General features: G+C 56.3%; 19 protein-coding genes and 1 pseudogene. 10 read left to right on the plus strand and 10 right to left on the minus strand.

What is annotated here, in order from left to right; translation table 11 throughout:
• Nucleotides 1-151: 151 nt before the first annotated feature.
• Nucleotides 152-1,039: an RNA polymerase sigma factor RpoH gene (gene rpoH / locus AD948_RS02875; RefSeq protein WP_006558871.1), complete on the minus strand. Its 888-nt coding sequence runs from the start codon at nucleotides 1,037-1,039 to the stop codon at nucleotides 152-154.
• A gap of 509 nt (nucleotides 1,040-1,548) precedes the next feature.
• Nucleotides 1,549-2,523 (minus strand): RluA family pseudouridine synthase, encoded by a 975-nt coding sequence (locus tag AD948_RS02880; protein WP_035379781.1) that lies wholly within the window; start codon nucleotides 2,521-2,523, stop codon nucleotides 1,549-1,551.
• A 458-nt stretch (nucleotides 2,524-2,981) separates the two neighbouring features.
• Between AD948_RS02880 and AD948_RS02885 the strand changes: the two genes are divergently transcribed.
• Nucleotides 2,982-4,067, plus strand: a complete 1,086-nt coding sequence (locus tag AD948_RS02885; RefSeq protein WP_061470588.1) for a FecCD family ABC transporter permease — start codon at nucleotides 2,982-2,984, stop codon at nucleotides 4,065-4,067.
• Between the two features lie 287 nt (nucleotides 4,068-4,354).
• Nucleotides 4,355-5,110, plus strand: coding sequence for an ABC transporter ATP-binding protein (locus AD948_RS02890; RefSeq protein WP_061470590.1), 756 nt, complete (start codon nucleotides 4,355-4,357; stop codon nucleotides 5,108-5,110).
• Nucleotides 5,111-5,126: 16 nt separating this feature from the next.
• On the opposite strand, the gene AD948_RS02895 is transcribed toward AD948_RS02890, so the two are convergent.
• Nucleotides 5,127-6,611, minus strand: coding sequence for a protein adenylyltransferase SelO (locus tag AD948_RS02895; protein ID WP_061470563.1), 1,485 nt, complete (start codon nucleotides 6,609-6,611; stop codon nucleotides 5,127-5,129).
• Between AD948_RS02895 and AD948_RS02900 the strand changes: the two genes are divergently transcribed.
• Nucleotides 6,610-6,804, plus strand: coding sequence for a hypothetical protein (locus tag AD948_RS02900; protein WP_061470565.1), 195 nt, complete (start codon nucleotides 6,610-6,612; stop codon nucleotides 6,802-6,804). The genes AD948_RS02895 and AD948_RS02900 overlap by 2 nt on opposite strands.
• Before the next feature lie 87 nt (nucleotides 6,805-6,891).
• Here AD948_RS02900 and AD948_RS02905 read toward each other — a convergent pair whose 3' ends face one another.
• Nucleotides 6,892-7,914 carry a hypothetical protein gene (locus AD948_RS02905; RefSeq protein ID WP_061470567.1) on the minus strand — a complete coding sequence of 341 codons (1,023 nt, stop codon included), beginning with the start codon at nucleotides 7,912-7,914 and terminating at the stop codon, nucleotides 6,892-6,894.
• Nucleotides 7,915-8,236: 322 nt separating this feature from the next.
• On the opposite strand from AD948_RS02905, the gene AD948_RS02910 reads away from it, so the two are divergent.
• From AD948_RS02910 to AD948_RS02920, 3 genes are all read left to right on the plus strand, one after another.
• The gene (locus AD948_RS02910) at nucleotides 8,237-8,782 is read left to right on the plus strand and encodes a hypothetical protein (protein ID WP_061470569.1); all 546 of its coding nucleotides are present in this window, start codon (nucleotides 8,237-8,239) and stop codon (nucleotides 8,780-8,782) included.
• A gap of 427 nt (nucleotides 8,783-9,209) precedes the next feature.
• Nucleotides 9,210-10,028 (plus strand): mechanosensitive ion channel family protein, encoded by an 819-nt coding sequence (locus AD948_RS02915; RefSeq protein WP_211264422.1) that lies wholly within the window; start codon nucleotides 9,210-9,212, stop codon nucleotides 10,026-10,028.
• A 356-nt stretch (nucleotides 10,029-10,384) separates the two neighbouring features.
• A complete protein-coding gene (locus AD948_RS02920) occupies nucleotides 10,385-11,572 on the plus strand; it encodes an MFS transporter (RefSeq protein ID WP_058987337.1) in 1,188 nt (395 codons plus the stop codon).
• Between the two features lie 199 nt (nucleotides 11,573-11,771).
• Here the strand turns inward: AD948_RS02920 and AD948_RS02925 are convergent, their stop codons facing one another.
• From AD948_RS02925 to AD948_RS02945, 4 genes are all read right to left on the minus strand, one after another.
• Nucleotides 11,772-12,446 (minus strand): DUF2268 domain-containing putative Zn-dependent protease, encoded by a 675-nt coding sequence (locus tag AD948_RS02925; RefSeq protein WP_061470571.1) that lies wholly within the window; start codon nucleotides 12,444-12,446, stop codon nucleotides 11,772-11,774.
• Nucleotides 12,447-12,495: 49 nt separating this feature from the next.
• Nucleotides 12,496-12,732: a hypothetical protein gene (locus tag AD948_RS02930; protein WP_061470573.1), complete on the minus strand. Its 237-nt coding sequence runs from the start codon at nucleotides 12,730-12,732 to the stop codon at nucleotides 12,496-12,498.
• Nucleotides 12,733-13,047: 315 nt separating this feature from the next.
• Nucleotides 13,048-14,529: a prolyl oligopeptidase family serine peptidase gene (locus AD948_RS02935; RefSeq protein ID WP_061470575.1), complete on the minus strand. Its 1,482-nt coding sequence runs from the start codon at nucleotides 14,527-14,529 to the stop codon at nucleotides 13,048-13,050.
• A 432-nt stretch (nucleotides 14,530-14,961) separates the two neighbouring features.
• The gene (locus AD948_RS02945) at nucleotides 14,962-16,476 is read right to left on the minus strand and encodes an MDR family MFS transporter (protein ID WP_061470579.1); all 1,515 of its coding nucleotides are present in this window, start codon (nucleotides 16,474-16,476) and stop codon (nucleotides 14,962-14,964) included.
• A 375-nt stretch (nucleotides 16,477-16,851) separates the two neighbouring features.
• Between AD948_RS02945 and AD948_RS02950 the strand changes: the two genes are divergently transcribed.
• Nucleotides 16,852-17,145, plus strand: coding sequence for a hypothetical protein (locus tag AD948_RS02950; protein ID WP_248845899.1), 294 nt, complete (start codon nucleotides 16,852-16,854; stop codon nucleotides 17,143-17,145).
• A 425-nt stretch (nucleotides 17,146-17,570) separates the two neighbouring features.
• A complete protein-coding gene (locus tag AD948_RS02955; protein ID WP_006558853.1) occupies nucleotides 17,571-18,665 on the plus strand; it encodes a branched-chain amino acid aminotransferase in 1,095 nt (364 codons plus the stop codon).
• A 180-nt stretch (nucleotides 18,666-18,845) separates the two neighbouring features.
• Here AD948_RS02955 and AD948_RS17535 read toward each other — a convergent pair.
• Nucleotides 18,846-19,599, minus strand: a pseudogene (locus AD948_RS17535) (IS5 family transposase).
• Between the two features lie 253 nt (nucleotides 19,600-19,852).
• Between AD948_RS17535 and AD948_RS02970 the strand changes: the two are divergent.
• The gene (locus AD948_RS02970; protein WP_061470584.1) at nucleotides 19,853-20,554 is read left to right on the plus strand and encodes a hypothetical protein; all 702 of its coding nucleotides are present in this window, start codon (nucleotides 19,853-19,855) and stop codon (nucleotides 20,552-20,554) included.
• Nucleotides 20,555-20,751: 197 nt separating this feature from the next.
• On the opposite strand, the gene AD948_RS02975 is transcribed toward AD948_RS02970, so the two are convergent.
• Nucleotides 20,752-21,804, minus strand: coding sequence for an acid phosphatase (locus tag AD948_RS02975; RefSeq protein WP_248845900.1), 1,053 nt, complete (start codon nucleotides 21,802-21,804; stop codon nucleotides 20,752-20,754).
• Nucleotides 21,805-22,342: 538 nt separating this feature from the next.
• On the opposite strand from AD948_RS02975, the gene AD948_RS02985 reads away from it, so the two are divergent.
• Complete coding sequence (locus tag AD948_RS02985) at nucleotides 22,343-23,605, plus strand: glycosyltransferase (RefSeq protein WP_082782272.1); 1,263 nt, start codon at nucleotides 22,343-22,345, stop codon at nucleotides 23,603-23,605.
• Nucleotides 23,606-23,772: the final 167 nt, after the last annotated feature.

Below are 23,772 nucleotides of genomic sequence, written 5' to 3' on the forward strand. Positions count from 1 at the left end.
TCACGGCTCACGGCTCACGGCTCACGGCTCACGGCTCACGCGGACAACACATCCGTCTTGTCTGCAAGAGGGGGCAAACTCCCTCTGTAAAAAAAACAGGGCCGGAGGTTATCCGGCCCTGCTTCCAAACATCTTTGTAAAAGCGGCTTTATCAGGCTTCCTGCGCGGCGCTGCGGCGGGCTTCCACTTCTTTTTTCATGGCTGCCTGCACTTTTTCAAAGGCCCGCACTTCAATCTGGCGCACCCGTTCACGGGAGATGCCATATTCATGCGCAAGGTCTTCCAGCGTAGACGGCTCATCCTTCAGGCGGCGTTCCGTGAAGATATGTTTTTCACGGTCATTCAGCGTGTCCATGGCAGAAGCCAGAAGCGCCTTGCGGCCTGAAAGCTCCTCGTTCTCGGCGTAGACTTCTTCCTGATTGTGCTGATCATCAACCAGACGGTCCTGCCACTCGCTGCTTTCATCCGTGCGCATGGGGGCGTTCAGGCTGTGATCGGGTGCCGCCATGCGGCGGTTCATGTTCACCACATCCTGCTCGGGCACGCCCAGCGTGGTGGCAATCTTGTTCACCTGTTCCGGCTGAAGATCCCCATCATCAATGGCCTGCATCTGCCCTTTCAGGCGGCGCAGATTGAAGAACAGTTTTTTCTGCGCGGCAGTGGTGCCCATTTTGACCAGCGACCAGCTATGCAGGATGTATTCCTGAATGGCGGCACGAATCCACCACATGGCGTAGGTGGCAAGACGGAAGCCCTTGTCCGGATCAAACCGGCGCACGGCCTGCATCATGCCCACATTGCCTTCGCTGATAAGCTCGTTCACCGGCAGGCCGTAGCCGCGGTAACCCATGGCAATCTTGGCAACCAGACGGAGATGGGACGTAACCAGCTTATGCGCGGCTGTTACATCCCCCTTGTCCCGCCACAGATGGGAAAGACGCAGTTCTTCTTCCGGCGTAAGGATGGGATATTTACGGATTTCCTGAAGGTATCTTGACAGATTGTTTTCAGGACCAACATTGATGACTGAGGAAACCATGGGTCGGCACTCCCTTGAACCGGAAAGCTCCCTGCGGTGCAGTGGACTGGGGGCAGCCCATTAAAGAACCGTTTGGAAAGAGGCGAGTTCCGGCCAACAAGTGAAAAAGAAACTTACATCCTCTTCCTTCGCCCCCCATCATGGGCAGCACGAGGGAAGAGACGCCCGCTCCGGCATCTGCTGACACAGAGGCATGAGAATGGTGAGCTAGGGTGCGCCCGAATCACCACACTGTCAAGAAAATCGGACGTTTCAGTCTGTTTAACGCAAATGTGAGGTATGCGTTCCCTGCCTAACTGCGCGGGACTCGTGGCCACAGAAAGGCTTCTCTTTTCCTGCTCGCTCTTCCAGCTTTTCAGCGGCGGCTTGAACCCTCAGCCTACGGGGGCTGACAAGGGATGAGTGGCCTGAAAAGACGGGTTTGGGAGCGCGTGAGGAAAAGCCATCAGGCTGCGAAACCAAGCCTCCGCCTGCACTCACAGACTCGCCCGACCAGCCTTTCAGAGTTTTCACACCGCCTTTTTCAGCGGTGTCATGCCCAGAGCTTCCCCAAGCGCCTGCATGTCCTCCGGCATGGGGGCTTCAAACAGCAGGGCCTCACCTGTGCGCGGGTGCGTGAAGCCCAGACGGGTGGCGTGCAGCGCCTGCCGGGGGAAATCCAGCGCGGCGGCACGGCCTTCCGGCGTGAGCAGTTTGGCAGCGGCAGGAACGCGGCGCAGATAGACCGGGTCCCCTATCAGCGGGTGCCCGTTGGCTGAAAAATGCACCCTGATCTGATGGGTGCGGCCCGTGGCCAGTTTGCAGGTGACAAGGGCGGCCCCCATCTCAAACGCCTGCAAGGTGCGGTAATGCGTCAGCGCCCATTTGCCGCCGTGGGTGGTGATGGTCATGCGTTTGCGGTCGCGCTTGTCCCGCCCGATATCCCCTTCATAATCGCCCTCCGCAGGGTTGGGGCAGCCCCAGCAGAACGCCAGATAGGCGCGGTCTATACGGCGGGCTGCAAAATCATCCGAAAGGGCAAGATGTGCCTTTTCTGTTTTGGCAGCCACCATCAGGCCGGATGTATCCTTGTCCAGCCGGTGCACAATGCCGGGCCTGCGCTCCCCGCCAATGCCCTTCAGGCTCTCGCCACAATGGGCGATCAGGCCGTTCACCAATGTGCCGGTTTCATTGCCCGGCGCAGGATGAACCACCAGCCCGGCGGGTTTGTTGAGCACAATGAGATCATCATCTTCATAAAAGATCTCGAACGGCACCGCTTCGCCTTGGGGCACGGCCGGGGTAGCGGGGGGAATATGCAGCACCAGTTCCATACCGGCCCGCACGCTTTCCGCCGGTTCCGTAATCTGTTTTGCGCCGCACTGGAGATGGCCGCTTTCTATCAGCCCCTTCACACGGGAACGCGAGAGTGTGCCGGACTGTGCGGACACATAGCGGTCCACACGCTCGCCTGCCTGTTCGGGCTGCACGACAAATGTAAGCATAGACCCACCCGCCGGATGGGGAGCATGGCTGGCGCGTGACGGTGGCGCGCCTTGCGGCGGGGCGCCCTCTTCCTGTGGTGAAGACGCTGGCTGGCTGGTTTCGGCTCGGGCGGGGGCCTCGCGCTTTACGTCCTTGCCGCCTTTTTTGCTCCGGCCTGCTTTTCTGGGGCCGGGCATGCCTGCATCCGCATTATCATCCTCTGTCTGCACGTGCGTGCGCCGCCGGGATGACCGTGCGCCGCCGGGTGCGGGCTCCGTGGTCCGTGCAGCGTGAGAGGCCTTTGTCTTATCGGGTGTCTGGTCTGGCGTGGGAGCAGGCGTGCCGGGGTGCTTCAAAAACTCATCCTGTCCTAAGGAGCAAGCGGGAGTCCTGCACAAAGCCTACTCACTTGGGCGGCGTCAAGCATTTGCGGCAGGGGGCTATGGCTGGGCCATGTCTGATGGGATACACTCCCGGCATGAGTGATCTGCCCACCCCTGCCCCTGCCGTTGCCCCGCCTGACCCGGTGGAAGCCCTGCAGGTGGCCTATGCCGCCATGGTGCGCAGGCGCGTGGTGCTGCTGGCGGTGTTGGCGGTGGCCATTCTTGTCTCTCTGGCGCTGGATTTCTCCGTGGGGCCTTCTGGCCTGAGCCCGTGGCACCTGCTGCATATTCTGCTGCACCCGGAGGCTGCGCCCCCCATGGAGCGGGTGATTGTGTGGCAGATCAGGCTACCTTACGCACTGATGGCGGTATGTGTGGGCGCGGCCCTTGGGCTGGCGGGGGCGGAAATGCAGACCGTTCTGGCCAATCCCCTTGCCAGCCCCTTTACGCTGGGTGTTTCGGCTGCCGCCGCGTTTGGTGCATCGCTGGCCATTGTGCTGGGCTGGCATCTGCCCGGTATTGGAGAAAGCTGGCTGATTGCCACAAATGCGTTTGTGTTTGCTGTTGGCTCCGTAGGGTTACTGGATGTGGTGAGCCACCGCCGCCACGCCAGCACGGGCACAGTGGTGCTGTTTGGCATTGCGCTGGTGTTCACCTTTCAGGCGCTGGTCTCCCTTATTCAGTTTGTTGCCAATGAGGACGCGTTGCAGGAGTTGGTCTTCTGGACCATGGGCAATCTGACACGCACCACATGGCCCAAACTCGGCCTGCTGGCAGGCGTGGGCGCGGTGGTGGCTGCCTTCTCCTTTCGCTCCGCATGGAGCCTGACCACCCTGCGGATGGGAGAAGAACGGGCAGCCAGCCTTGGCGTGAACGTGCCCCAGATCCGCCGGGCGGCGCTGTTGCGCATCAGTCTGCTTTCCGCGCTGGCAGTGGCGTTTGTGGGGATTATCGGGTTTGTGGGGCTGGTGGCCCCGCATATCGCCCGCCGTCTGCTGGGGGAAGACCACCGATTTTACCTGCCGGGCAGCATGCTGGCGGGGGCCCTTATTCTCTCGCTGTCTTCCACTGTGGCGCGGGTGTTGGCACCGGGGGTTGTGGTGCCTACCGGCATTGTGACGGCACTGGTGGGTATTCCGTTTTTTGTGGCCATTGTGCTGCGCCGGCAGGGAATGTCCTGATCATGCGTCCTTCCCCGGAATATCCGCCCGCGCCCAGGCAATCATCCTCCCGCTCGCCAGAAACTGGGGCTGGGGAAGCGGAGAACAGTCTGGCCGCTCTCTCCACCCCTGCTGCGTTCACGTCTGCTGAGGCACAGCCGGGCACAGCACACAGCGCGAGCAACTCGCCAAACACTGGCGACGCTGCCACAGCAAATGTGGGTACGGCGTGCCCGAACTCGGAAGGACTAGAGACAGGGGCACCAGAGACGGGGGTATCAGACCGCAACGGGCTTGAAGCGCGGAATGTGACCGTGCGGTTTGGCAGGCGCACTGTGCTGCATGATGTTACGGCTGGACCATTCAAGCGCGGCACCATTCACGCACTGCTTGGGCCTAATGGCAGTGGTAAATCCACCCTGCTGCGCGCCATGGCTGGGCTGTTGCCGTCTTCTGCCTGCGTGACGTTGAATGGCGAGGATCTTTCCGCCATGTCCCTCACCGCACGGACGCGCAAATGTCTGTATCTGCCGCAGGATCTGCCAGCCCCCGTGCATTTGCCGGTGCTGGAAGCATTGATGGCCGCCAGCCATACCGGCGGCGGGTTTCAGGCCCCACAGCAGGATGATGCCGTGCGGGACGCGCTGGACCGGCTGACCCAGTTTGGCATTGCACCGCTGGCGTTACGCCCGCTGGATGAGCTTTCTGGTGGGCAGAGGCAACTGGTGGGGCTGGCGCAGGCGTTCAGCCGCACTCCGGAAGCGGTGCTGCTGGATGAACCGCTGAGCGCGCTTGATCTGCACCATCAGTTTGCCGTGATGACCGTTTTGCGGCGGGAGACCACCGCCCGCCAGCTTGTAACGGTTATTGTGCTGCACGACCTGAATATTGCGCTGAACCTGACAGATACCGTAACGGTTTTACACGAGGGGCGCATCATGGCCTCCGGCCCGCCAGCGGATGTGCTGACCCCTGCCCTGCTGCGCGAGACCTATCGCATCCGTGCCCGGATTGAGCACGGTGCGGATGGGCGCAGCTTTGTCAGCGTGGACGGCATTGCGTAAGGCTGAGAAAAGTAACCTACGTGCCACAGAAGGTATGGCGCACGCGCTCCGCAGGTTTTGCAGGCAGGGCGTAGCGTTCCCGGCCCGGCTGCTCCTGATAGGGATTGGCCAGCACGCTCTGCAATGTCTCAAACAGGGTGTAATCGTCCTCGGTAACAGCCTGCACAATCATTTCTTCCACCAGATGATTGCGCGGAATGTAGCAGGGATTCACCCGCCGCATGGTGGCGGCGCGTTGCGCTGGCGTGCATGACGGCTCCTGTTCCAGCCGGGCCTGCCACTGTTTGAGCCACGCGCCCAGTGGGGTGAGCGTATCGGGCAGCAACACGGCATCTGGCGTATTGGCCAACCCTTCCTGAAGCTCTGCCTGGCTGAGTGCGCGGAAGGTCTGGGTGAAATCAAGCTGGTCGTTCTTCATGGTTTCCAGCAGAGTGCGCGCGAGGGCGATATCCCCTTCCTGCTCTGTCTTCAGCCCCAGCTTGGCACGCAGGCCAGCCAGATAGGCGGTCTGGAACTGCGGTTCAAAAGCCCCCAGCGCGGTCTGGGCTATCTCGACCGCCGTATCATCATTTTCAGCCAGAAGAGGCAACAGGGCTTCAGCCAGACGGGTCAGGTTCCACAGCGCCATGCTGGGTTGGTTGCCGTAAGCGTAGCGGCCCCGTTCATCAATAAAGCTGAACACGGTTGAGGTATCATACTGCTCCATAAAGGCGCAGGGGCCGTAATCAATCGTCTCGCCGGAGATGGACATGTTGTCCGTGTTCATCACGCCATGAATGAAGCCCACCAGCATCCATTGCGCCACAAGCCGGGCCTGTGCAGCAATCACGCTTTCCAGCAGGGCCAGATACGGGTTTTCAGCCTGCGCGGCATCAGAATAATGGCGGCCAATGGCGTAATCCGCCAGCAGGCGCAGGCCGGCCTCATCCTCCCGCGCGGCAAAAAACTGGAAGGTGCCGACACGGATATGGCTGGCGGCAACACGGGTCAGCACCGCGCCGGGCAATGGTGTTTCGCGCAACACGGTCTCGCCCGTGCGCACGGCGGCAAGAGAGCGCGTGGTGGGAATGCCCAGCACGGCCATGGCCTCGCTCACCACATATTCACGCAGCACGGGGCCCAGAGCCGCGCGGCCATCCCCCCGGCGGGAAAACGGGGTGCGGCCGGAGCCTTTAAGCTGGATCTCCCATGTTTTGCCTGCGCTATCCGTGACATCCCCCAGCAGCAGGGCGCGACCATCCCCCAGCCGGGGCACAAAGTTACCGAACTGATGGCCCGCATAGGCCAGCGCCACCGGCTGCACGCCTTCCGGCATGGCCTGGCCCGCCAGCATGGCGATACCCGCCGGGCTGGCCAGCCATGCGGTATCCAGCCCCAGCGCCTCCGCCAGCTTTTCATTCAGCTTTATAAGCTGTGGCGCCGCCACGGGGGAAAGTTCTACCTGAGCGTAAAACCGCTCCGGCAGGCTGGCGTACGTTTGTTCGAGAGAAAAATTGTTCATGACTCTGACCACCCAGCGTTGTGTCCTGCTTGCACGCACCCTTGGGCTGCACAGCCTCTACCCTACTGCCGCAACGCCTGCCCTGAAACCCCGAACGCGCGAGATGCGCCCATGCTTGCACTGCGGGTTTTTGCTGATGCTCTCATGCCAGCCTGCTCCGCTGGTGCGTGACAGCGTGCAGCGTGCAGCGTGATGACACGCAGACAATTTTTCAGCCCGACACCAGTTGAGGAATAGAAAAGCGATACCGTTACACCGCTGGCACACAGCGACACAGACGTTATCCGTGCTGACAGATGTAAGTGCTGTCGCTGGTTTGGCAAGATGGATCAATCCATAATGCCTCATGCGGGTAATCGACCGTTATACGGAAGCGCCCGTAGATATTTGCCCCCGCAGCCCCTACTACCGTCTGCCCCATCCAGAGGCTCATCCTTTCCGACCCGAAATTTCTATCAGGACGTTCCGTAAACCACACGGGACCAACCCGCTGTGTGCCCAATGTTACTTCCGGCACCTCAATCAGGCGCGTCCCGTGTATCAGGCTGTCACCATTCTCGATAATCCGCCATTCCGGGTGGTGGGCATGCCATTTTTCAAAAACGCTTTTTATAATATATGATGTTACGCCCTCGCCTTTTACGGTGGGGATATGTTGTGCAGTCAGCCCGGCAGGTGTGGGAAACGCTGTTGCCCCCGTATCAAACAACAGAGGAACGGGTTCGCCATCTATCATGAGAGTCACCGCAGGAAAATCACTGCCACGCTCACCGTTCTGATTATGCACAAACGAGAGCGGAACACGCACTGCATGCGGATCTGGGTGCCAGTCTTGTGGTTCAACCAGAAGTTTTTTGGCTGGATAGTCAAATGTCCAGATAAAATGGGAAAGATACCCCGCCCCAAGCATACCATCCGCAGCCTTCACGCCTACATCAGCATCAAGAATAACAGCATCTGCCCCGCAAGGACGCGGCTGCGTTACGGAGGGCAAACCGGCACCTGTGCGAAATGAAATTCCGCCGACAAGATTCACGTTGAAATCAGGCAGTTTGCAGGTTGTTACTGTCCCGCCAAGACGGGAGACAATATCTCTACGAAGAGCATACAGGCCGCCAAATCCGGCTCCTCCTGTATCCACAATCAACCGAGGTGTGTAGCCCGTCCGCGCAGTCGGTGTGGCATAGAAATGTCCAGCTTCAAACACTGTGGGCACAAGCACTTCTTTTGTCTGAGCGTGCGCCATTGCAGCAAACATGCAGCCACCAAACACCAAGAAAGCCTTTGATAATAAATGCGTCATTTGTAAACAGACCTGCCTGTAACTTTCGGAATCCTGAGATGAGTCTGGCGTGTTATCGTCCTCTGCAAACAGGCATCACGTATGAAAAATTCATGGGCTTTTGAAGCGGACTTTCCGCGCGCCGTATTTCTTCACATTTCTTCAAAAATCATAAGTTTATATTGCTGTTGATTGACGAAAATGATTTATTTCCTCCGTCAAGGTAACACAGATGGACACCTTCCATAACACCAACATTTTGTTTCTTCCGCTCACATATGACCACTCTAGTATTCGAAGAGGTCGTTCCAATTCTGCTCCTCTCACCAACACCGAGTAAAGTATGAAACTTAGTCAGAGTATCGCACGTCATGGAGCCGAGGCAGTTAAAACATATCGCACTGTCTCTGGGATCAAGCAGGACAACGAGGTTCCTGAGATATTTCTCGGCGGACAAATTGCGATTGGACTGAACCGTGATTTAAATTTTCAGGCTCACGTCGAAAGACCGTATCTCACAATTATTAAAGAGCTAGGGGGCACGATAGACGACCAGTGCATTGAGAGTATGGGTGGTTTAAGAGCAGACGTTGCACTCTATCAGGAAGAAAAACCACTTGCTATCGTTGAGCTAAAAATTTGCGATGAAAGAGATCGCCGCGGATGGAAAGTGCTCGCTGATCTTGAAAAAATGAAACGATTATCGGAACAGACAAGAATTGCAATGTACCTTGGCGTTCTGCTGACCGACACGCACCAAGAGTGCAAAGATCGCAGGAAAAGTCTCGAGACGATACTAGGACAAAAATTTGAAGCGGACTCAGGTCTCGAAGCTGCAGGCACAGATGCCAAATGGAACTGGCAATTTATAGCTGGAAAATTTCCGTGAAATCTAATGTTTTTATCTATTCCGTCATCCTTCATTGCTTCCACAGGGAAAGATTTTACAATCCTGCTCCGGTATTGAGTTAATGTTCGCAGAAAGTCGCCCCCCTTCCCTCCAGCCCCAGAATGCCCGTCAACTTTCCTCATAGTGAACGGACAGAACATCCTGTCATCCGAATTATTTCACGTTTTTTTCTCAGTTTTCTGAAAATGGTCATAAACCTTCCTTAAATCCATTCAGGCTAACACGCTCCCATATGCCCCTTCATTTGATTACCGTATAGCTCCGCTTTGTAGAGCCGCAACAAAAAGCCCCTTCAGTTATCTTGTGAGCGCAAGGGCGTGACGGATGGGGGCAAGATATCCTATTATATCTTACAGAAGCGAACGGTGCATACTGCCACGTAGTGGACGCAAAAGATAACGCAAGGATGGTCATGGAAAATCAGGTTCATTCATTCTGGTCACAGCTTAATGGATTGCTGCCGGTTGTGCTGGGATATGTCAGTCAGTTTGCTCTGGCGCTGGTTGTTCTTTTTGTGGGCTGGAAACTTGTCAACGCGGTAACGCGGGCAATGGGCCGCATGATGGAGGCCAGCCATATAGAACCGACATTGCGCGGGTTTCTGCTGAGTGTTGTCGGCCTGTTTCTGAAAGCGCTGTTGCTGATCAGTGTGGCCTCTATGGTCGGGATTGCGACAACATCCTTTGTTGCTGTTCTGGGTGCTGCCGGTCTGGCGGTTGGCATGGCGTTGCAGGGTAGCCTTGCCAACTTTGCGGGCGGTGTGCTGATCCTGCTGTTCCGCCCCTTCAAGGTAGGGGATTCCATTACAGCCGGTGGAAGCTCTGGCACTGTTACCTCAATCGAGATGTTCCGCACCGTGCTGCGCGATGCCAATAATGAGATCATTTATGTTCCCAACGGGACATTATCAAACAACATTGTGATCAACAGTTCAGAGTCAGACAGACTTCTGGGTTCTGTCAGCCTACTGATTGATTATAATGATGATCTGGACAAGGCACGGAGCCTGCTGCTTGGTCTTACTGAAAATGACCCGCATGTGTTGAAAGACCCCGGCCCTTCTGTTTCCTTTTTGCCAAAGCCTGCAAACATTCAGGTAACGCTGGGGTTCTGGTGTGTGCCTGGTGATGTTGCGGGACTGGTTGCAAAATATTCCGAATCATCAATCAAGGTCTTACAGGGCGAAGGGTATCGCCTTGGGGTAACCGCGCGCACGGCGGCGTGATCCGACACGGTTGCAGGGCATCCCCCTGAAACCTGACACTGTCTCTTAAACTGTATCTAAAATAATCTTTAAATCTTGGTTGTTTTAAAAACGATCCTTTTGGTAGTACTTCGGCAGACATGCGGTTGGGCTACCGAGAGGGTCGTTTCTTTTTTTCGGGCTGATATTGGCTTTCAGGAAGACACTCCCTTCCCTTAGTCAAATTATCATATGAAACTTGCTTTGCAAAAGTGCCTGCGTCTGAAAGACTGTAAGGAAAATGTCCCGGCGTCACGCCATGACAGTTTTAAAATATTCACAAATTGGAATGTTTTGTTTTATCACTATGCGCTCTGTGCTTCAGTAAGGAAATATGCGTGGAAAAGACGATCAATGCAGAGGCACGAGGGCAAAGTTCCGCCGGTCTGGCTTTGCTTTCTCTGGCATGTGGTGCCTTTGCCATCGGTGTGACGGAATTTACACCCATGGGGCTTCTCCCCGTTCTGGCGGAAGGAGTGCATGTCAGTGTGCCCAAAGCGGGAAGTCTGGTCAGCGCTTATGCGTTTGGGGTCATGGGCGGGGCACCTGTCATCACGCTCTTTCTGGCGCGCTACCCACGGAAGTATGCGCTGATCGGGTTGATGATACTTTATGCCATAGGCAATCTGACATCCGCCATGAGCACAACTTATGGCCAGCTTCTGTTGGCGCGTGTGCTGACCAGTCTGGCGCATGGTGCCTTTTTTGGGCTTGGCGCTGTTGAAGCCGCCAGTCTTGTAGCACCCAACCGGCAGGCCAGTGCTGTGGCCAGCATGTTCATGGGCCTGACAGTGGCCAATATTTTTGGGGTGCCCGCAGCCACCTGGTTGGGGGATACGCTGGGCTGGCGTTCTGCTTTTGCCGCCATTTCTTCCCTTGGGCTGATTGCCGCCGTGGCGTTGGTGGCGGTTCTTCCTTTGGCGGAAGCCGGGCCTCGGCCAGATGTTCGTGCTGAGTTGAAAGCCATTTTACGGCCCAACACCCTGATGGCGCTGGGTGTTACAGTTGTCGGCGCCGGGGCCATGTTTGAGCTTTATACCTATATTGTGCCCATGATGGAGCACATTACCAAAGCCAGCCATGCGTTAACCACGGCGGCCCTTATGCTGATTGGTGTTGGCTTTAGTATTGGCAATAGTCTTGGCGGGCGCGCAGCAGACCGATCTCTGGTAGGCACATTGTTAACCGTTTTCCCGCTGCTGGGGATTATCATGCTGGTTTTCCCGTTTGCGGCGCAAACACCTGCAGGCGCGTTGATTGGCGTGTTCTTGTGGGGCATTGCGAGTTTCTCTTTAACCCCGGCCTTGCAGATCCGCACGATGACAGCAGCCCATGATGCACCGGCACTGGCCTCTGCCGTGAATATTGGTGCATTTAATCTGGGCAATGCCTTGGGGGCAGCACTAGGCGGAACCGTGCTGTCACTTGGGTATGGATACCCCATGGTTTCCGTTGCCGGGCTTGGTCTGGGGCTGCTTGGTGCCCTTATGGTGCTGATGTCCCGCAAAGGACGGCTGGCCCCCTGAGGGCTTTTGAGGAAAAGACGCTTCTCCCTTACAGGTCAGCCTTTACACAAAAGAAGGTCGCTTTCCCCAAAAAGTGGCCTTCTTTTCATTGATTTACCGATACGCAAAAATTTATCGACACGCGGCAATATCTTTCTTCTAACGCCGGAGCAGAGTGCCTGTGTTAGCAGAAACGGGTGAACCGTCAGCCCTGAGATTTTCATTGATCCGGGTGGGAAGACAGAATACCCCTGCGGCCCGCAGCAAGAACGCTGTCTACTGACACATCGACCCAGAGGCGTGCTGTCGGTTCCGGGACAGTTGCCAGCCAGTCACCAACAAGGCGGTAGCCCAGACTGTATCCATACCAGTACGGACGCAGTCCGCCGCCGCCAAAGAACCATCCTTTATGATCATAGGGCGATGCAACCAGATCAGCATCCTCAGGGCGATGCTTGCGGAGTGTTGCATCATCGACCGCACACTCCCAAGGTTCTGGCGGTGTGCCGAACAGGTGCGACACAAAGCGCCCGGCCAGCCCTTCACTCACCAGAGCTTCGCCCAATGTGCGGCCATAACCGACCGCCCCCATACGCAGACAATGATGCACTTCATGGATAACCTGACGGCGCAGCGTGCCATCATGCAGGCATCGTTCGAAATTTCTGTTGTCTGGATCAAGTGTTAGAGCAAACAGGTTCTTACGGTAGGCACGCCCCACCATGCCGATCTGAGGGATCACGACGTTCGGAAGCCGCTGTATCAGCACATCCAACGAAGGTGGCGGCAGAAGCTGAGATAATGCTGTTCGCGCACCCTCTATCTCGGTTGCAATCTTTTCCCGCCACGGCGCAAGATCACCGCTCGCCTCCAGCCAGTGAAGGTGCCACGTCATGTCACGTTCCTTGTCTTGAAGAAGGCTTTGAAACGGGAAGAGAGCACTCTCATGATTCTGCCCCCTGCTTGGCACGGGCTAGAAACGAGATCGCCTCTTCAAAAATCAGGGAAACGGGCGGTCCATTCTGGGCGTGGGTCTTTGATGCCTCATAATCCGCTTTTATGCCGTCCAGAAGATCATTGATCAGACCGGGCTCTCTTCTTTCCAGTCTCTGCAAAAGGCAAAGCATGATGTAGGAATATGCTTGAGCCTTTATCGTCGCCTCTGAAACATTGTCGGGCATGTCCCATCCTTGCAAAAGGGAACGTCATGCCGAATAGTCCGGGATATTTGAGTCTCAAAGCAAGACAAATTTTGAGTGTTCGCGCGGTGTGGATTTTTGGCCGCTTTCCGGCGTTCAATACCACGGTTTGCTGCATATCTCTTTTATATGCCAAGCAAGCCTGAAAAGCCGGACTATTGAAGCGCAGCAGAAGAGGAGCAATCCGAAACTCTTCTGCTGTGCGAAGCAAATATTGCACGAAATGCCCCGACATGTATGTATCGAGGCATTTGGCCCAATGACGCGCTTCGGCCTGTTTGCGTTTGGCCGTGCGCCTTACGCTTTGACCTGATTGAAGAGCCAGTCTCGTGCAGCGTTGATGTAGAAGAACTTGCGGGCAGACCCCATATGGTCCACGCCATCAAAGGTCAGGAAGGTAATGTTGCCGCCTTTACCCAGATAACCGTTGACCTGATCTGTCAATTTCTGCTGCTTATCAACCGGGAAGATAAGAGCAGGATCAAGCTGTTCGGCAGGGCGCGTGACTTTTGCCCCCGCCTGTTCCCAGACCGGTACGCATTTTTCGTTCCATGGGGTCGCTTTGTTATCTTCCGAGCCAGTGATGATCAGAAGTTTCTGATCAGCCAGCGCCACAACATCGGATGGTCGCTGCTGGCCCGCGATGATAAGCCCTGCGGCAAATGTTGCCGGATGTTTGGCCATCAACCACAGAGAGGTCATGGCCCCCATGGACCAGCCCGTGCAATAAACTCTTTTGGGGTCGATCTTGAGAACTTTGTCCCGGCGATCATCCAGATTGGGGTTTCCGTAATTCCAGGTGTTCTGCAAAAAGGATTGAACAAGCTTATAGGTGTTTTCAATATCGGGCGTGTGTTCCCAGTAATCGTTCATTGTCGTGCGTTCGTAGCGCGGCGTGATAACCACGCATTCGTGCCGGTCCTGCTCTTCAGGCAGGCTCCAGATACTGGCAATGCACTGTTCTGTCAGCGTCTGGGCACAGGTGCCGTCATAGCTGGTTCCGGAATGGGTGACCGCCAGAACAAGCGGATAAGCCTTGTTTTCACCGCCCTTTTCAAGAAATGATTTTGGCAGGTAGATACTGTATTCAAGCCATGCGGAACGGGTATCATCCCACCACCAATGGCTTTGCTCCCACGCATCTACCCCACGGATAACCACGCTGTTGCCACGGTGCCCGGCGTTGCTCCAGACCGTTTTGCTGGCAGCATAGACCGCACCGCTTGCTGTCCGCACATTTTTGGTCTGTGTCAGCGTGACTTTATCACTATCCGTTGTGGGCAGGCTGAGATCTGGGTCATGATGGAATTCGGCAATGACGTAGCGACCAGCCACACTTTTCCCATCCGGGCGAAGAGCAGGTTCGGCGTTGGTATAAAGCGCCTGAACAGCGCGCGGTTGGGCGGCTACTGTTGTTGCGTTCTTGTCGGGTTCCTGCGGCATGCCAGCAAAAAAGCCCTTGGCGGCCGGGAATACAGCCGTGGCATATGTATCCGGGGCGAGGCTGGCGGGATCTATCGCGGCATCATATTCTACGGCAATGCCGTAAACTTTCTGACCACCACCCGTCACTTCGCAAAGGGCAAGGATACCCTGAAGGCCCGGAACACGCTTTTTGTGTCCGCCTGGTCCATCATCAGGCATGGGAGAGGACGCTGCCATAAAACCCTGACCGCCGCTGGCTGCGCGGACCTCCGGGCTTGCGAGACCAATGGCGGAAAAGGTGCCAGCCAGAACGGCACCGCCTGCTACAAAGTCTCGTCTGGATAGATTCGTCAAAGTTTCGCCTTCCGTTCAAGATGGAGGAAATTCCAAAAATTCAAGGTGTGCTCTCCGTGGAGCCGCGTTTCACCAAAAAGCGCTAACAGCCAGAGAACCAACACCAGAACTGCCACACAGACGCCTCCCTCCCTGTGCCGCAGGGATACCCGAATGGAGGCATCTTTCGTTCATCATCCAATGCCCTCTTTTGACGTTTTGCGGCATGTGTCCAAAACCCGCTGCCGCTTCCTTTCCTTTTCTCGTGAGAAAAAGAGAGGTGCGAACCTGATGGCGGTCATCCTGATAACCCCCGCGCATTGGGTCTGCTTCTGGCGCGTGCATAGCCCATGAGGGAGACGGCGAAACCGAGCACGCGGCGACGCATAGAGGCGCGCCCTTGCGCTGGCGGAAGCTGAAAGCCTGCACGGGGACAAATGTACCTTTCGGGCTTCATTTTGCTTTTCCTGCCCGCGCCTTGCGCACCATCAGCCCGACAATCATCAGAAACGCCAGAAACATGAAGCTGCTGCTCACGCTCAGGCTGGCGCTGATTGAGCCTTTATACGCCTCCCTTACTTCTTCATGCATGGCTGGCGAGAGTGTTTGAAGGGCGACCATGCCTTTTTCCAGAAATGCGGAGACATCAATCTTTTCCGGCAGAGCATACAGGCGGTGCTGCAATGTAAGCGCCATCACCCCACCGGAGAGCGCCACGCCCAACGATCCCCCCAGAGACCGGATGAAGGACATCATGGCGGTGGCAATGCCCAGCATGTTGCCGGGCACCGCGTTCTGAATAATGACGGTTGCATTGGGCATGCCGATCCCCATCCCCACGCCGAGGCACCCCAGACTGAACAGAAACAGGAGAGGCGGCGCACCGTGATGAGCGCACAATGCAATGAGGGTCAGGGCCGTGAATTCAATGCCCACCCCGATGACAAGCAGAAGTTCGTAACGCTGCGTTCTGGATGAAACGTATCCGCCCAGAATTGAACTGATCATCATTGTGCCCACCTGCGGCAACATCATGAGGCCGGAGGTGGTGGGAGATTCCCCCAGAACAAGCTGATAATATAACGGCAGGAAAATCATTGATCCCATCATGGCGAATGACATGACGCCCGTGGCGGCAACGCACACGGAGAAATCGGCAATCCGCAACAGACCGAGGCTGACCAGTGGTTCCGGTGCACGCCGTTCCTGCCGGATGAACAGCAGGAAAACGGCCAGACTACCCCCCAGCAGAAGAAAGGTGAGAGGGGATGTCCATGAGAGGGACGTACCCAGCGAGTTGAACAGAAGCAGAAAACCCGCCGTTGCAATGCTGAGCAGTATGGCACCCAGATAATCAATGCGGGGCTTTGATTCCGCCCCACCCGCTGGAAGGCTGAGCATGATCAGGGTGAAGGCAAGCAGCCCCACCGGCAGATTAACCAGAAAAACCCACCGCCATGAAAGTGCGCTTGTCAGCACACCGCCAAGAAACGGCCCTGTAACACTACTGACCGCAAACGCGCCGGTGAAAAGCCCCTGATACCTGCCGCGCTGCTGCGGCGTTACCATATCCCCAATGACGGTTTGCGAGAGCGTCATCAGCCCGCCGGCCCCTATGCCCTGAAGCCCCCGGAAGAAGATAAGCTGCCACATGCTCTGGGCCACCCCGCACAGAAGCGAGGCGACCAGAAACGCGCCAATGCTAAAGCCAAGCAACGGCCTTCTGCCGAACATGTCAGACAGCTTGCCGTAGAGAGGGGTGGCGATGGTGGAGGTCAGCATGAAAGCCGTGACCACCCAAGACATATGCGCCAGCCCCCCGAGATCACTGACAACGGTGGGCAGTGCGGTTGAGACAATGCTTTGATCAAGCGCCGCCATGACCATGGTCAGAATAAGGCCGACAAAAACCAGAATACGGGCCCAGGGTGTGTAGGCAGAAGCGATATCAGTAGAGGCAGGCTGCACGAGAAAGTCCTAATATTATCAAAGCACTGTTTTCGTCATCTTACAGAAGAACCAGACGGTACCGTTCTTCCTGTCATGGTGGCCACATCATCCGGCTAAAGCAGACAGGCCACGCAGACATTCAGGAAGGTCCTCCCCTGCTCTTGTTCCCTGATGCAAAAGCCTATCACCTGCAAAAAGGAAACACAGGGATAAAACGTCTGTCTGATCTGGCGTGATGATTGCCCCTGTTCCGGCCCGCAAGAGGTTACAGTTCAGGCGGGCTTCCCCAATTTCCAATCACAATAGTCGAAGTGGTAAAAATTCAGTCAGACGGGCGGTGAGCCCGGTGTTCCGTTAGAGTGATGGACCACATTGTGGTATAAACATGACGCTATGGCACATAAATGCGATGAGAATGAACAGCCACCAACCATGTGGTTTGCAGCCCGCCGCTTTGGCTATGGCGCTGGCCTGCCCATTACATGGCAGGGATGGGTTAGCCTATGCCTTTTTCTTGCCGTAACGCTTGCTTCCTCGTTTATTCTGCCGTTCTTCCATTTCCGGCATCCGCTCTATGCTGCGGCTGGGGCGATGGTCCTCAATCTGGGGGCAACAGTGGTTTTCGTCTGGGTCTGCTACACCCACACGCAAGGAGGCTGGCGCTGGCGATGGGGCGATTCCGACTGAACTTTCCGTCTATGAGAAAGCGTTAGAACGTCAGCGACCAAGGACGGGCCAAGGGTTTCCGGCGCGGAAAGGATGGTCTGAAAGAGCGATGCGTGAGGATCGGACCGAAAACCCGATGTCTTCAATCGCCACAAACCCCCGCCAGTCGAGCTGACAGAATTTCTCAAAAACGCCTCGCCTGCATTTGGGCGGGGGTGACACTGCGTATCCTCCCATGGCTGATATTCCCCCGCAGAGCCTACGCCCCAAGGGCCTGCTCTGGCCCTGTCTGTGCGAACATGATAGGTAAAGGCCCTCTTTGAACGCAGCCGCGCAGGTCCGTTTCTTACCCGCCCGTTTTTGCCCGTAAGCAACTGCTCTGCACGACAGACCCACACGGACACCTTATTGTCCAGCACACCAAGGCCGCGGAGACGCCAGAACTTATGAGCACGACGAGAGAGACAGTCTTCCAGATCACCCCCAAGACCGATGCTGTCAGCCCGGAAGAACGCGCCGCCCTGCTGGCGAACCCCGGCTTTGGTCGTGTCTTTTCTGACCATATGGCCGTTGTGACCTACACCGAGGGCAAGGGCTGGCACACGCCGCAGATTCTGCCCCGCCAGCCGCTGGTGCTGGACCCCGCTGCTTCTGTGCTGCACTACGCGCAGGAAATTTTTGAGGGCATGAAGGCCTACCGCGCCCCCAACGGGGATGCGCAACTGTTCCGCCCGGACGCCAACGCCCGCCGCTTCCGCAAATCTGCCGAGCGCATGGCCATGGCGGAAGTGCCGGAAGAACTGTTTCTGGACGCCGTGAACCAGCTTGTAAAAATTGATGCTGGCTGGATTCCGGACCCGGAGGTGGGCACGCTGTATCTGCGCCCCTTCATGATTGCCACGGAAGCTGCGCTGGGTGTGAAGCCTGCTTCTGAATACAAGTTTATTGTGATTGCCTGCGCTGCTGGGGAATATTTCTCCAAAGATGCGGGGCCGGTAAGCGTGTGGGTGGAAGAACGCACTGTGCGCGCCTCTCGTGGCGGCACGGGTGAAGCCAAATGTGGTGGCAACTATGCCGCCAGCCTGACCGCCCAGCAGGAAGCCAAGGAACACGGCTGCCATCAGGTGCTGTTTCTGGATGCCGCAGAACGCAAGTGGATTGAAGAAATGGGCGGCATGAATATCATGGCCGTTCTGGATGATGGCACCCTGCAGACCCCGCCGCTGGAAGGCACCATTCTGCCCGGCATCACCCGTGATTCCCTGCTGACACTGGCACGGGACAAGGGGCTGACGGTGAAGGAAGAACCCTACGCTATTGACCAGCTTTACGCGGATGCCAAATCCGGCCGCCTGCGTGAACTGTTTGCCTGCGGCACCGCAGCCGTGGTCACACCCATCGGCACGTTGAAAAGCGCCGAAGGCACGCATGTGATCAACGGCCAGACGGGCGATGTGACGGCGGATCTGCGCAAGACGCTGTGTGATATTCAGTTTGGCCGTGCGCCAGACCCGCATGGCTGGGTGCACAAAGTCGGCTAAGGCAGGTGGCTGCTCTCAACAGCGGACCAGAATGAAAAATGTGCGCAATGCCTTTGCCCCATTGGATAAAGAGGCATTGCATACACCATTTGAATAATCTGAAAAATCGACTTCAACGCACACATTTCATCAGGTGAAATAACTGAATATCCGGACGAATACGCGATTTAGAACGTGTCGTCAGTTAGCTCTGATGACAGCGGAGACGAGTTGCTCTGCTGCACAGAAGGTTGATTTCAGCTTGTCATATCGTGTTGCAATGCCTCTGAACTGTTTCAGTCTGGCGAAGAAGCGTTCGATGATGTTTCGTTTTTTATAAAACGAGAAGGGGATTTTCCGTGAATTGCGTCGGTTTTTCTTTGACGGAATAACCGGCGTGATCCCCCGCTTTTCAAGCTTTTCGATGAGGAGATCGGCGTCATAAGCCTTGTCGGCGATAAAGGCCTCGGGATCGACTTCATTGAGCAATGGCTCTGCTTCTGTGATGTCGGTCCTTTGTCCGGGCGTCAGGGAAAGAGCAACAGCCTTCCCCGCAGCATCGACACTGGCATGGATTTTGGTGGTCAGTCCGCCACGGGATCGGCCGATGGCCTGATCTGCACCCCTTTTTTACGGGCGCCCGCACTATGCTGGTGAGCGCGGACAATCGTGCTGTCGATCATCATGTATTCGTTATCATGGTCAGCAGCCAGATGCCGGAAAATCCGTTCGATCACACCGCTTTCACACCAGCGACGCAGCCGCCGGTGCACGTTCTTCCAATCCCCAAAGCGGACAGGTAGGTCACGCCAGGGAATGCCTGCGCTATAACGATACAGCACGGCTTCGATAAATAGACGGTTATCCGCAGCCGTCCCACCGACATGACCTTCGCTACCCGGGAGAAGATCTTTTATCCGCTCCACTGGCTGTCGCTCAGACCATACCGTCGCATTCACATTCTCCCCTTAAAAACAGGAAGAAAACATCACAGATCAAACTGGAGTACAAGCCTCATAATCCTCCCTCTTAACTGACGACACGCCCTAGTCTTGTATGAGGGTCCACGTCTTTAAGCTTGATACAGCCTTATCGACAAGATCTTAATTCATCATAGCTTACTTGGCTTTGTATATTTACATAAGCATCATCATTTTACCCCATTTACTCACTTATTGTGCCGTCATGATGATTTAAGGAGAGATTTAATGAGTTTTAGAACTAAGTGGAAAGCACGACAGCTACAGGCTCGTCGTACACGTGGAAGCGAGCGTGATTATGATTGGCTCGGCGAAGCTCACAGCAAATATCCAGAAGCTTTTGAAAAAACTATGTCGTTTATTAGCTCTGTAGAGAGTGATGCTCAGAAGGTGGGGATTGAGTCAGGAAAGATTATTTCTATATCCAACGGTGGTATGCTGTTTTTGATAGTCTTTGCGATAAGTAGCTGGACGACACATCATGCAGGAGATGACTGGCTTACCTCTCGTATCGTATGGGTCGATCGTGCATTTGGTCTGGTTTTTTGCGGTAGTGTGATGTTTGTCATATTGGAAATGGTACGCTTTTTTGCCAACACAACCGCAACTTTCAATCCGCAAATAATGGATCGGACAAAAGAAAAATGGGATGAAATATTATCAAGAAAACCAGCAAAAGACTTTGTTTCCAAGCAGATAGATCTTTTTATAGCACGCGAACGAGCTACAAATGTTCGTCTATTGACCACCAATGCGTCTGGTAACTGGACAGGCGGCAAGTTTTTTGTGGCACTCCAGTGCGCTTGCGTTGTGATGTCTGCCATTGGTGGTTTTGTATTACTTGACGCGAATGTCGCAACCTCACGACAGGTCGCTAAAGAAAAACCAGCTCAAGAAATGATGTGCCGACCAGTGGAAAACACACCTTAGAACCGCTGAAAAGCCCCTCACCCTACGAATAATAATATGGACTTATAAAAATTTATCACCGGTCTCGTTTCTTATTATACCACCAGCCCTTCCAAAGGGAGACGGCTGATGTTTTCTAGATAGGAATGGCGGCTTCTGGAGTTATAAAATCCGTTCACGTGCTGAAAATGGGGAAGCGCCCCCAACCGTCTTCGCCATTACAGTGGAGAGTGAATGGCGGCTTCGTGCTCGATCTCGCACTGTTTTGCTTCTGGTTTGGGGGCCGTTGTGCGCAGGGCGGCCAGTTCAGCGCGGGCTGCGTCCATATCGGCGCGGAAGGCGGCGCTGCCGTGCATGGCCGCGACCTCGGCGGCCCCTGCCAGATAGCCTTCCTGCACATCGCTCTCCCAATGCACACCGCACACAATGCGGCTTTCACCAAATACGCGGCCACGTTGCAGAATGGCGGTGCTGCGGTCTGGCAGCAGTTCGGTCAACACAAGGGCAAGGCTCCACCCCAGCATGGTATGGCCGGAAGGATAAGCGCCGGTCTTGGCAATATCTTCCCGATCCTCTTCCGTGCAGATGGCGTTATCCGTGCCCACAAAGGGGCGGGTGCGCCGCCAGTAATCCTTGCCTTTCCACATATCGGGCACTTCCGTATTGCCCATGTTCCGCAGCAGCGCGACCAGATGCGGCGCTTTGGCGGCATCAATCACAAACCCTGCCGCGCAGGAAAAACTGTTGAGCAGATCAGGAATATGCAGCTTTGCGTCAGATGTTGCCAGCGCCCAGCGGGCATCATTTTTCCAGCCACGGGTTACGGCAAAGGCTTTATCGTCCGTCTGGTGCCGCAGGCTGCCGGGTTGAGGCGGAGGCGGCAGATACTGGGTGGGGTCGGGCTGCATATCGGGCGTAAGATAGGGTGACCCACGGGAAGCCTGCGGCTGTGAATGCGCAGCCCCATGCCCGTCCTGCCCAGCAGAATTTGCCTGCCCACGCGCAGCCTGTTTGGGCGTCTGCGCCGTGGTGGGGGACACAGGCTGCCCTTGCGTGGGCGCTTCCGTTTGGGTGTGTGTTTGAGACTGAGCGGACTGGCCCGTTTGCTGTTGCTGCGCCGCTATCTGCGGCTGTGATTGAGCCTGAGCTATCTGTAGAGGCGCAGCGCTGGCTGTGGCCAACGGGCAGGAAAGGGCCAGAGGGAGCATGAGAACCGCAGCGCCAAGGCCACCCCCCAGAACCGATGTCAAAAGAGTCTGCCTCATCGGCATGGGGGCTGACTGTCCGTTTCCTGTTCTCAAAACCGCGCATCCTCTCCTGTGGCTCGGCTGTTGGTCCTGCATCGGGCCTCAGAACCAGCCGTTTCCACGTCTCTCAATCCTTGCCTGCCCTCAGCCATCCGTTCCTGAAAACCGTCTGTCAAACATAAGGAGGCGTATTGGCAAACAATTTTACAGGATTTGTTCCCTACCCCTATGTGAAAGTTTTGAGACAGTCAGCCCCTTCCCGGCTCTGTTCTGGGTTGCACGCCCTTATCTTGTGCGCCAGATGCTGGTAAAAACCGGAACGGACTTCTGGAGGCTTGTTGAAAACTCAGCAGATGCGGATGAACGAGGCACTTATCAGTCTGAAGCGGCGGATTGGACGGCACGATGCGGGATCATCGGAACAGGCCCATTGGACCAAAACCCAACGCATTCAGCACGAAAATGCTCCGTCAGACCGCGCTGACAGAGTTTTCAAATACGCTTTAAGACGCTTTGGGACCCAATCCATTCTGACCATAACAACCAGGTGCAACGCAGACATATGACAATTGTTATCATGACCGTTGGCACGGAAGGGGATGTGCGCCCCCACATTGCCCTTGGTGAAGGGCTTCTGGCCCGAGGGCACGCAGTAAGACTGGCGGCAGACCCCGGTTTTGAAACCGCCATTACCAGAGCCGGACTGGAATTTTCTCCTCTAACCGCTGATTTTTCCGGAATGATGCGCCACAACCCGCAGGCGCTGGATGGCCGCAGCGGCATGGCGGCGGCCCGCGTGGTGGTGGCGGAAACACGCCGCATGGCGCAGGACTGGCCCGCACAGGGACTGAAAGCGGCAGAAGGCGCAACATTGCTGATCGGGTCTGGCAATGTCTCGTTATTGGCAGCCAGTCTGGCAGAGCGGTTGCAGGTGCCGTTTGTGCAGACCCAGTTGCAACCGCTGGAGGCCAGCCATGCGCTGCCGCCCGTATGGTTCAGACCCCGCCCGTTGCCTGCATCTGTCAATTTTGCGCTCCATCGCACCCTGCGCCAGACAGCATGGTTGCTGATGCGGGACACGGCAAACCGCATGCGCCGCGCGCTGGATTTACCGCCCTATCCTTTAAAGGGGCCGTGGCATAACCCCAAGGCAACAGGTGGCCATATTCTGTTTGGGTTCAGCCAGCATGTGGTGCCCCGCCAGCCGGAATGGCCCGCACGCATTGCCATGCCGGGCTATTTTGTGTCTGCAAAAAATGCGGACTACACACCGGATGCTGATCTGGCCCGCTTTTTGCAGGCGGGAGACAAGCCAGCCTATATCGGCTTTGGCAGTATGGTGAGCGGAGAAGCCGAAGCACTGGCCGCCATCGTGCAGGCAGCCGTGCAGCGTGCGGGCCTGCGTGCCGTTGTGGGAAGCGGGTGGTCCAAGCTTGGGCAGTTTCTGCCCAATTCCGCGCGCATTCATGTGGTGGATCATGTGCCGCATGAATGGCTTTTTTCAAAAATGCGGCTGGCGGTGCACCATTGTGGCGCGGGCACCGCTGCTGCTGCCGTGCGCGCCGGGATACCCACTGTGCCGGTGCCCTTTGTGGGAGACCAGTATTTCTGGGGTTGGCAGTTGCACCGCGTTGGTGTTGCCACACCCACACAGAGCCTGCGCACCTTAACCGCACAGACACTGGGCGATGCCATGCTTCAGGCGACATCCCCGCATATGGTGGCCAATGCGGACCGGCTGAGCAGCTTGGTCCAGGCGGAAGATGGCGTGGCAAACGCCATAACACAGCTTGAACGCTGGGGGCTTCTACACAGAAAAGCTTGAACGTCCAAGATTTCCAGCCGCGTAGTCACACGCTGAAAAGAGGCAGGCTTCTTCTGAAAAGCCTGTTTTAGCACTGTGGACGTATGAGGCTAGCCGGGTATTTTCATGACAGACAAAACAGCCCGTCGCCGTTGATGCGATGCTGTGCGGGTGCGGGTGCGGGTGCG

The organism is Acetobacter senegalensis (genome assembly GCF_001580995.1).
Classification (GTDB): Bacteria; Pseudomonadota; Alphaproteobacteria; order Acetobacterales; family Acetobacteraceae; genus Acetobacter; species Acetobacter senegalensis.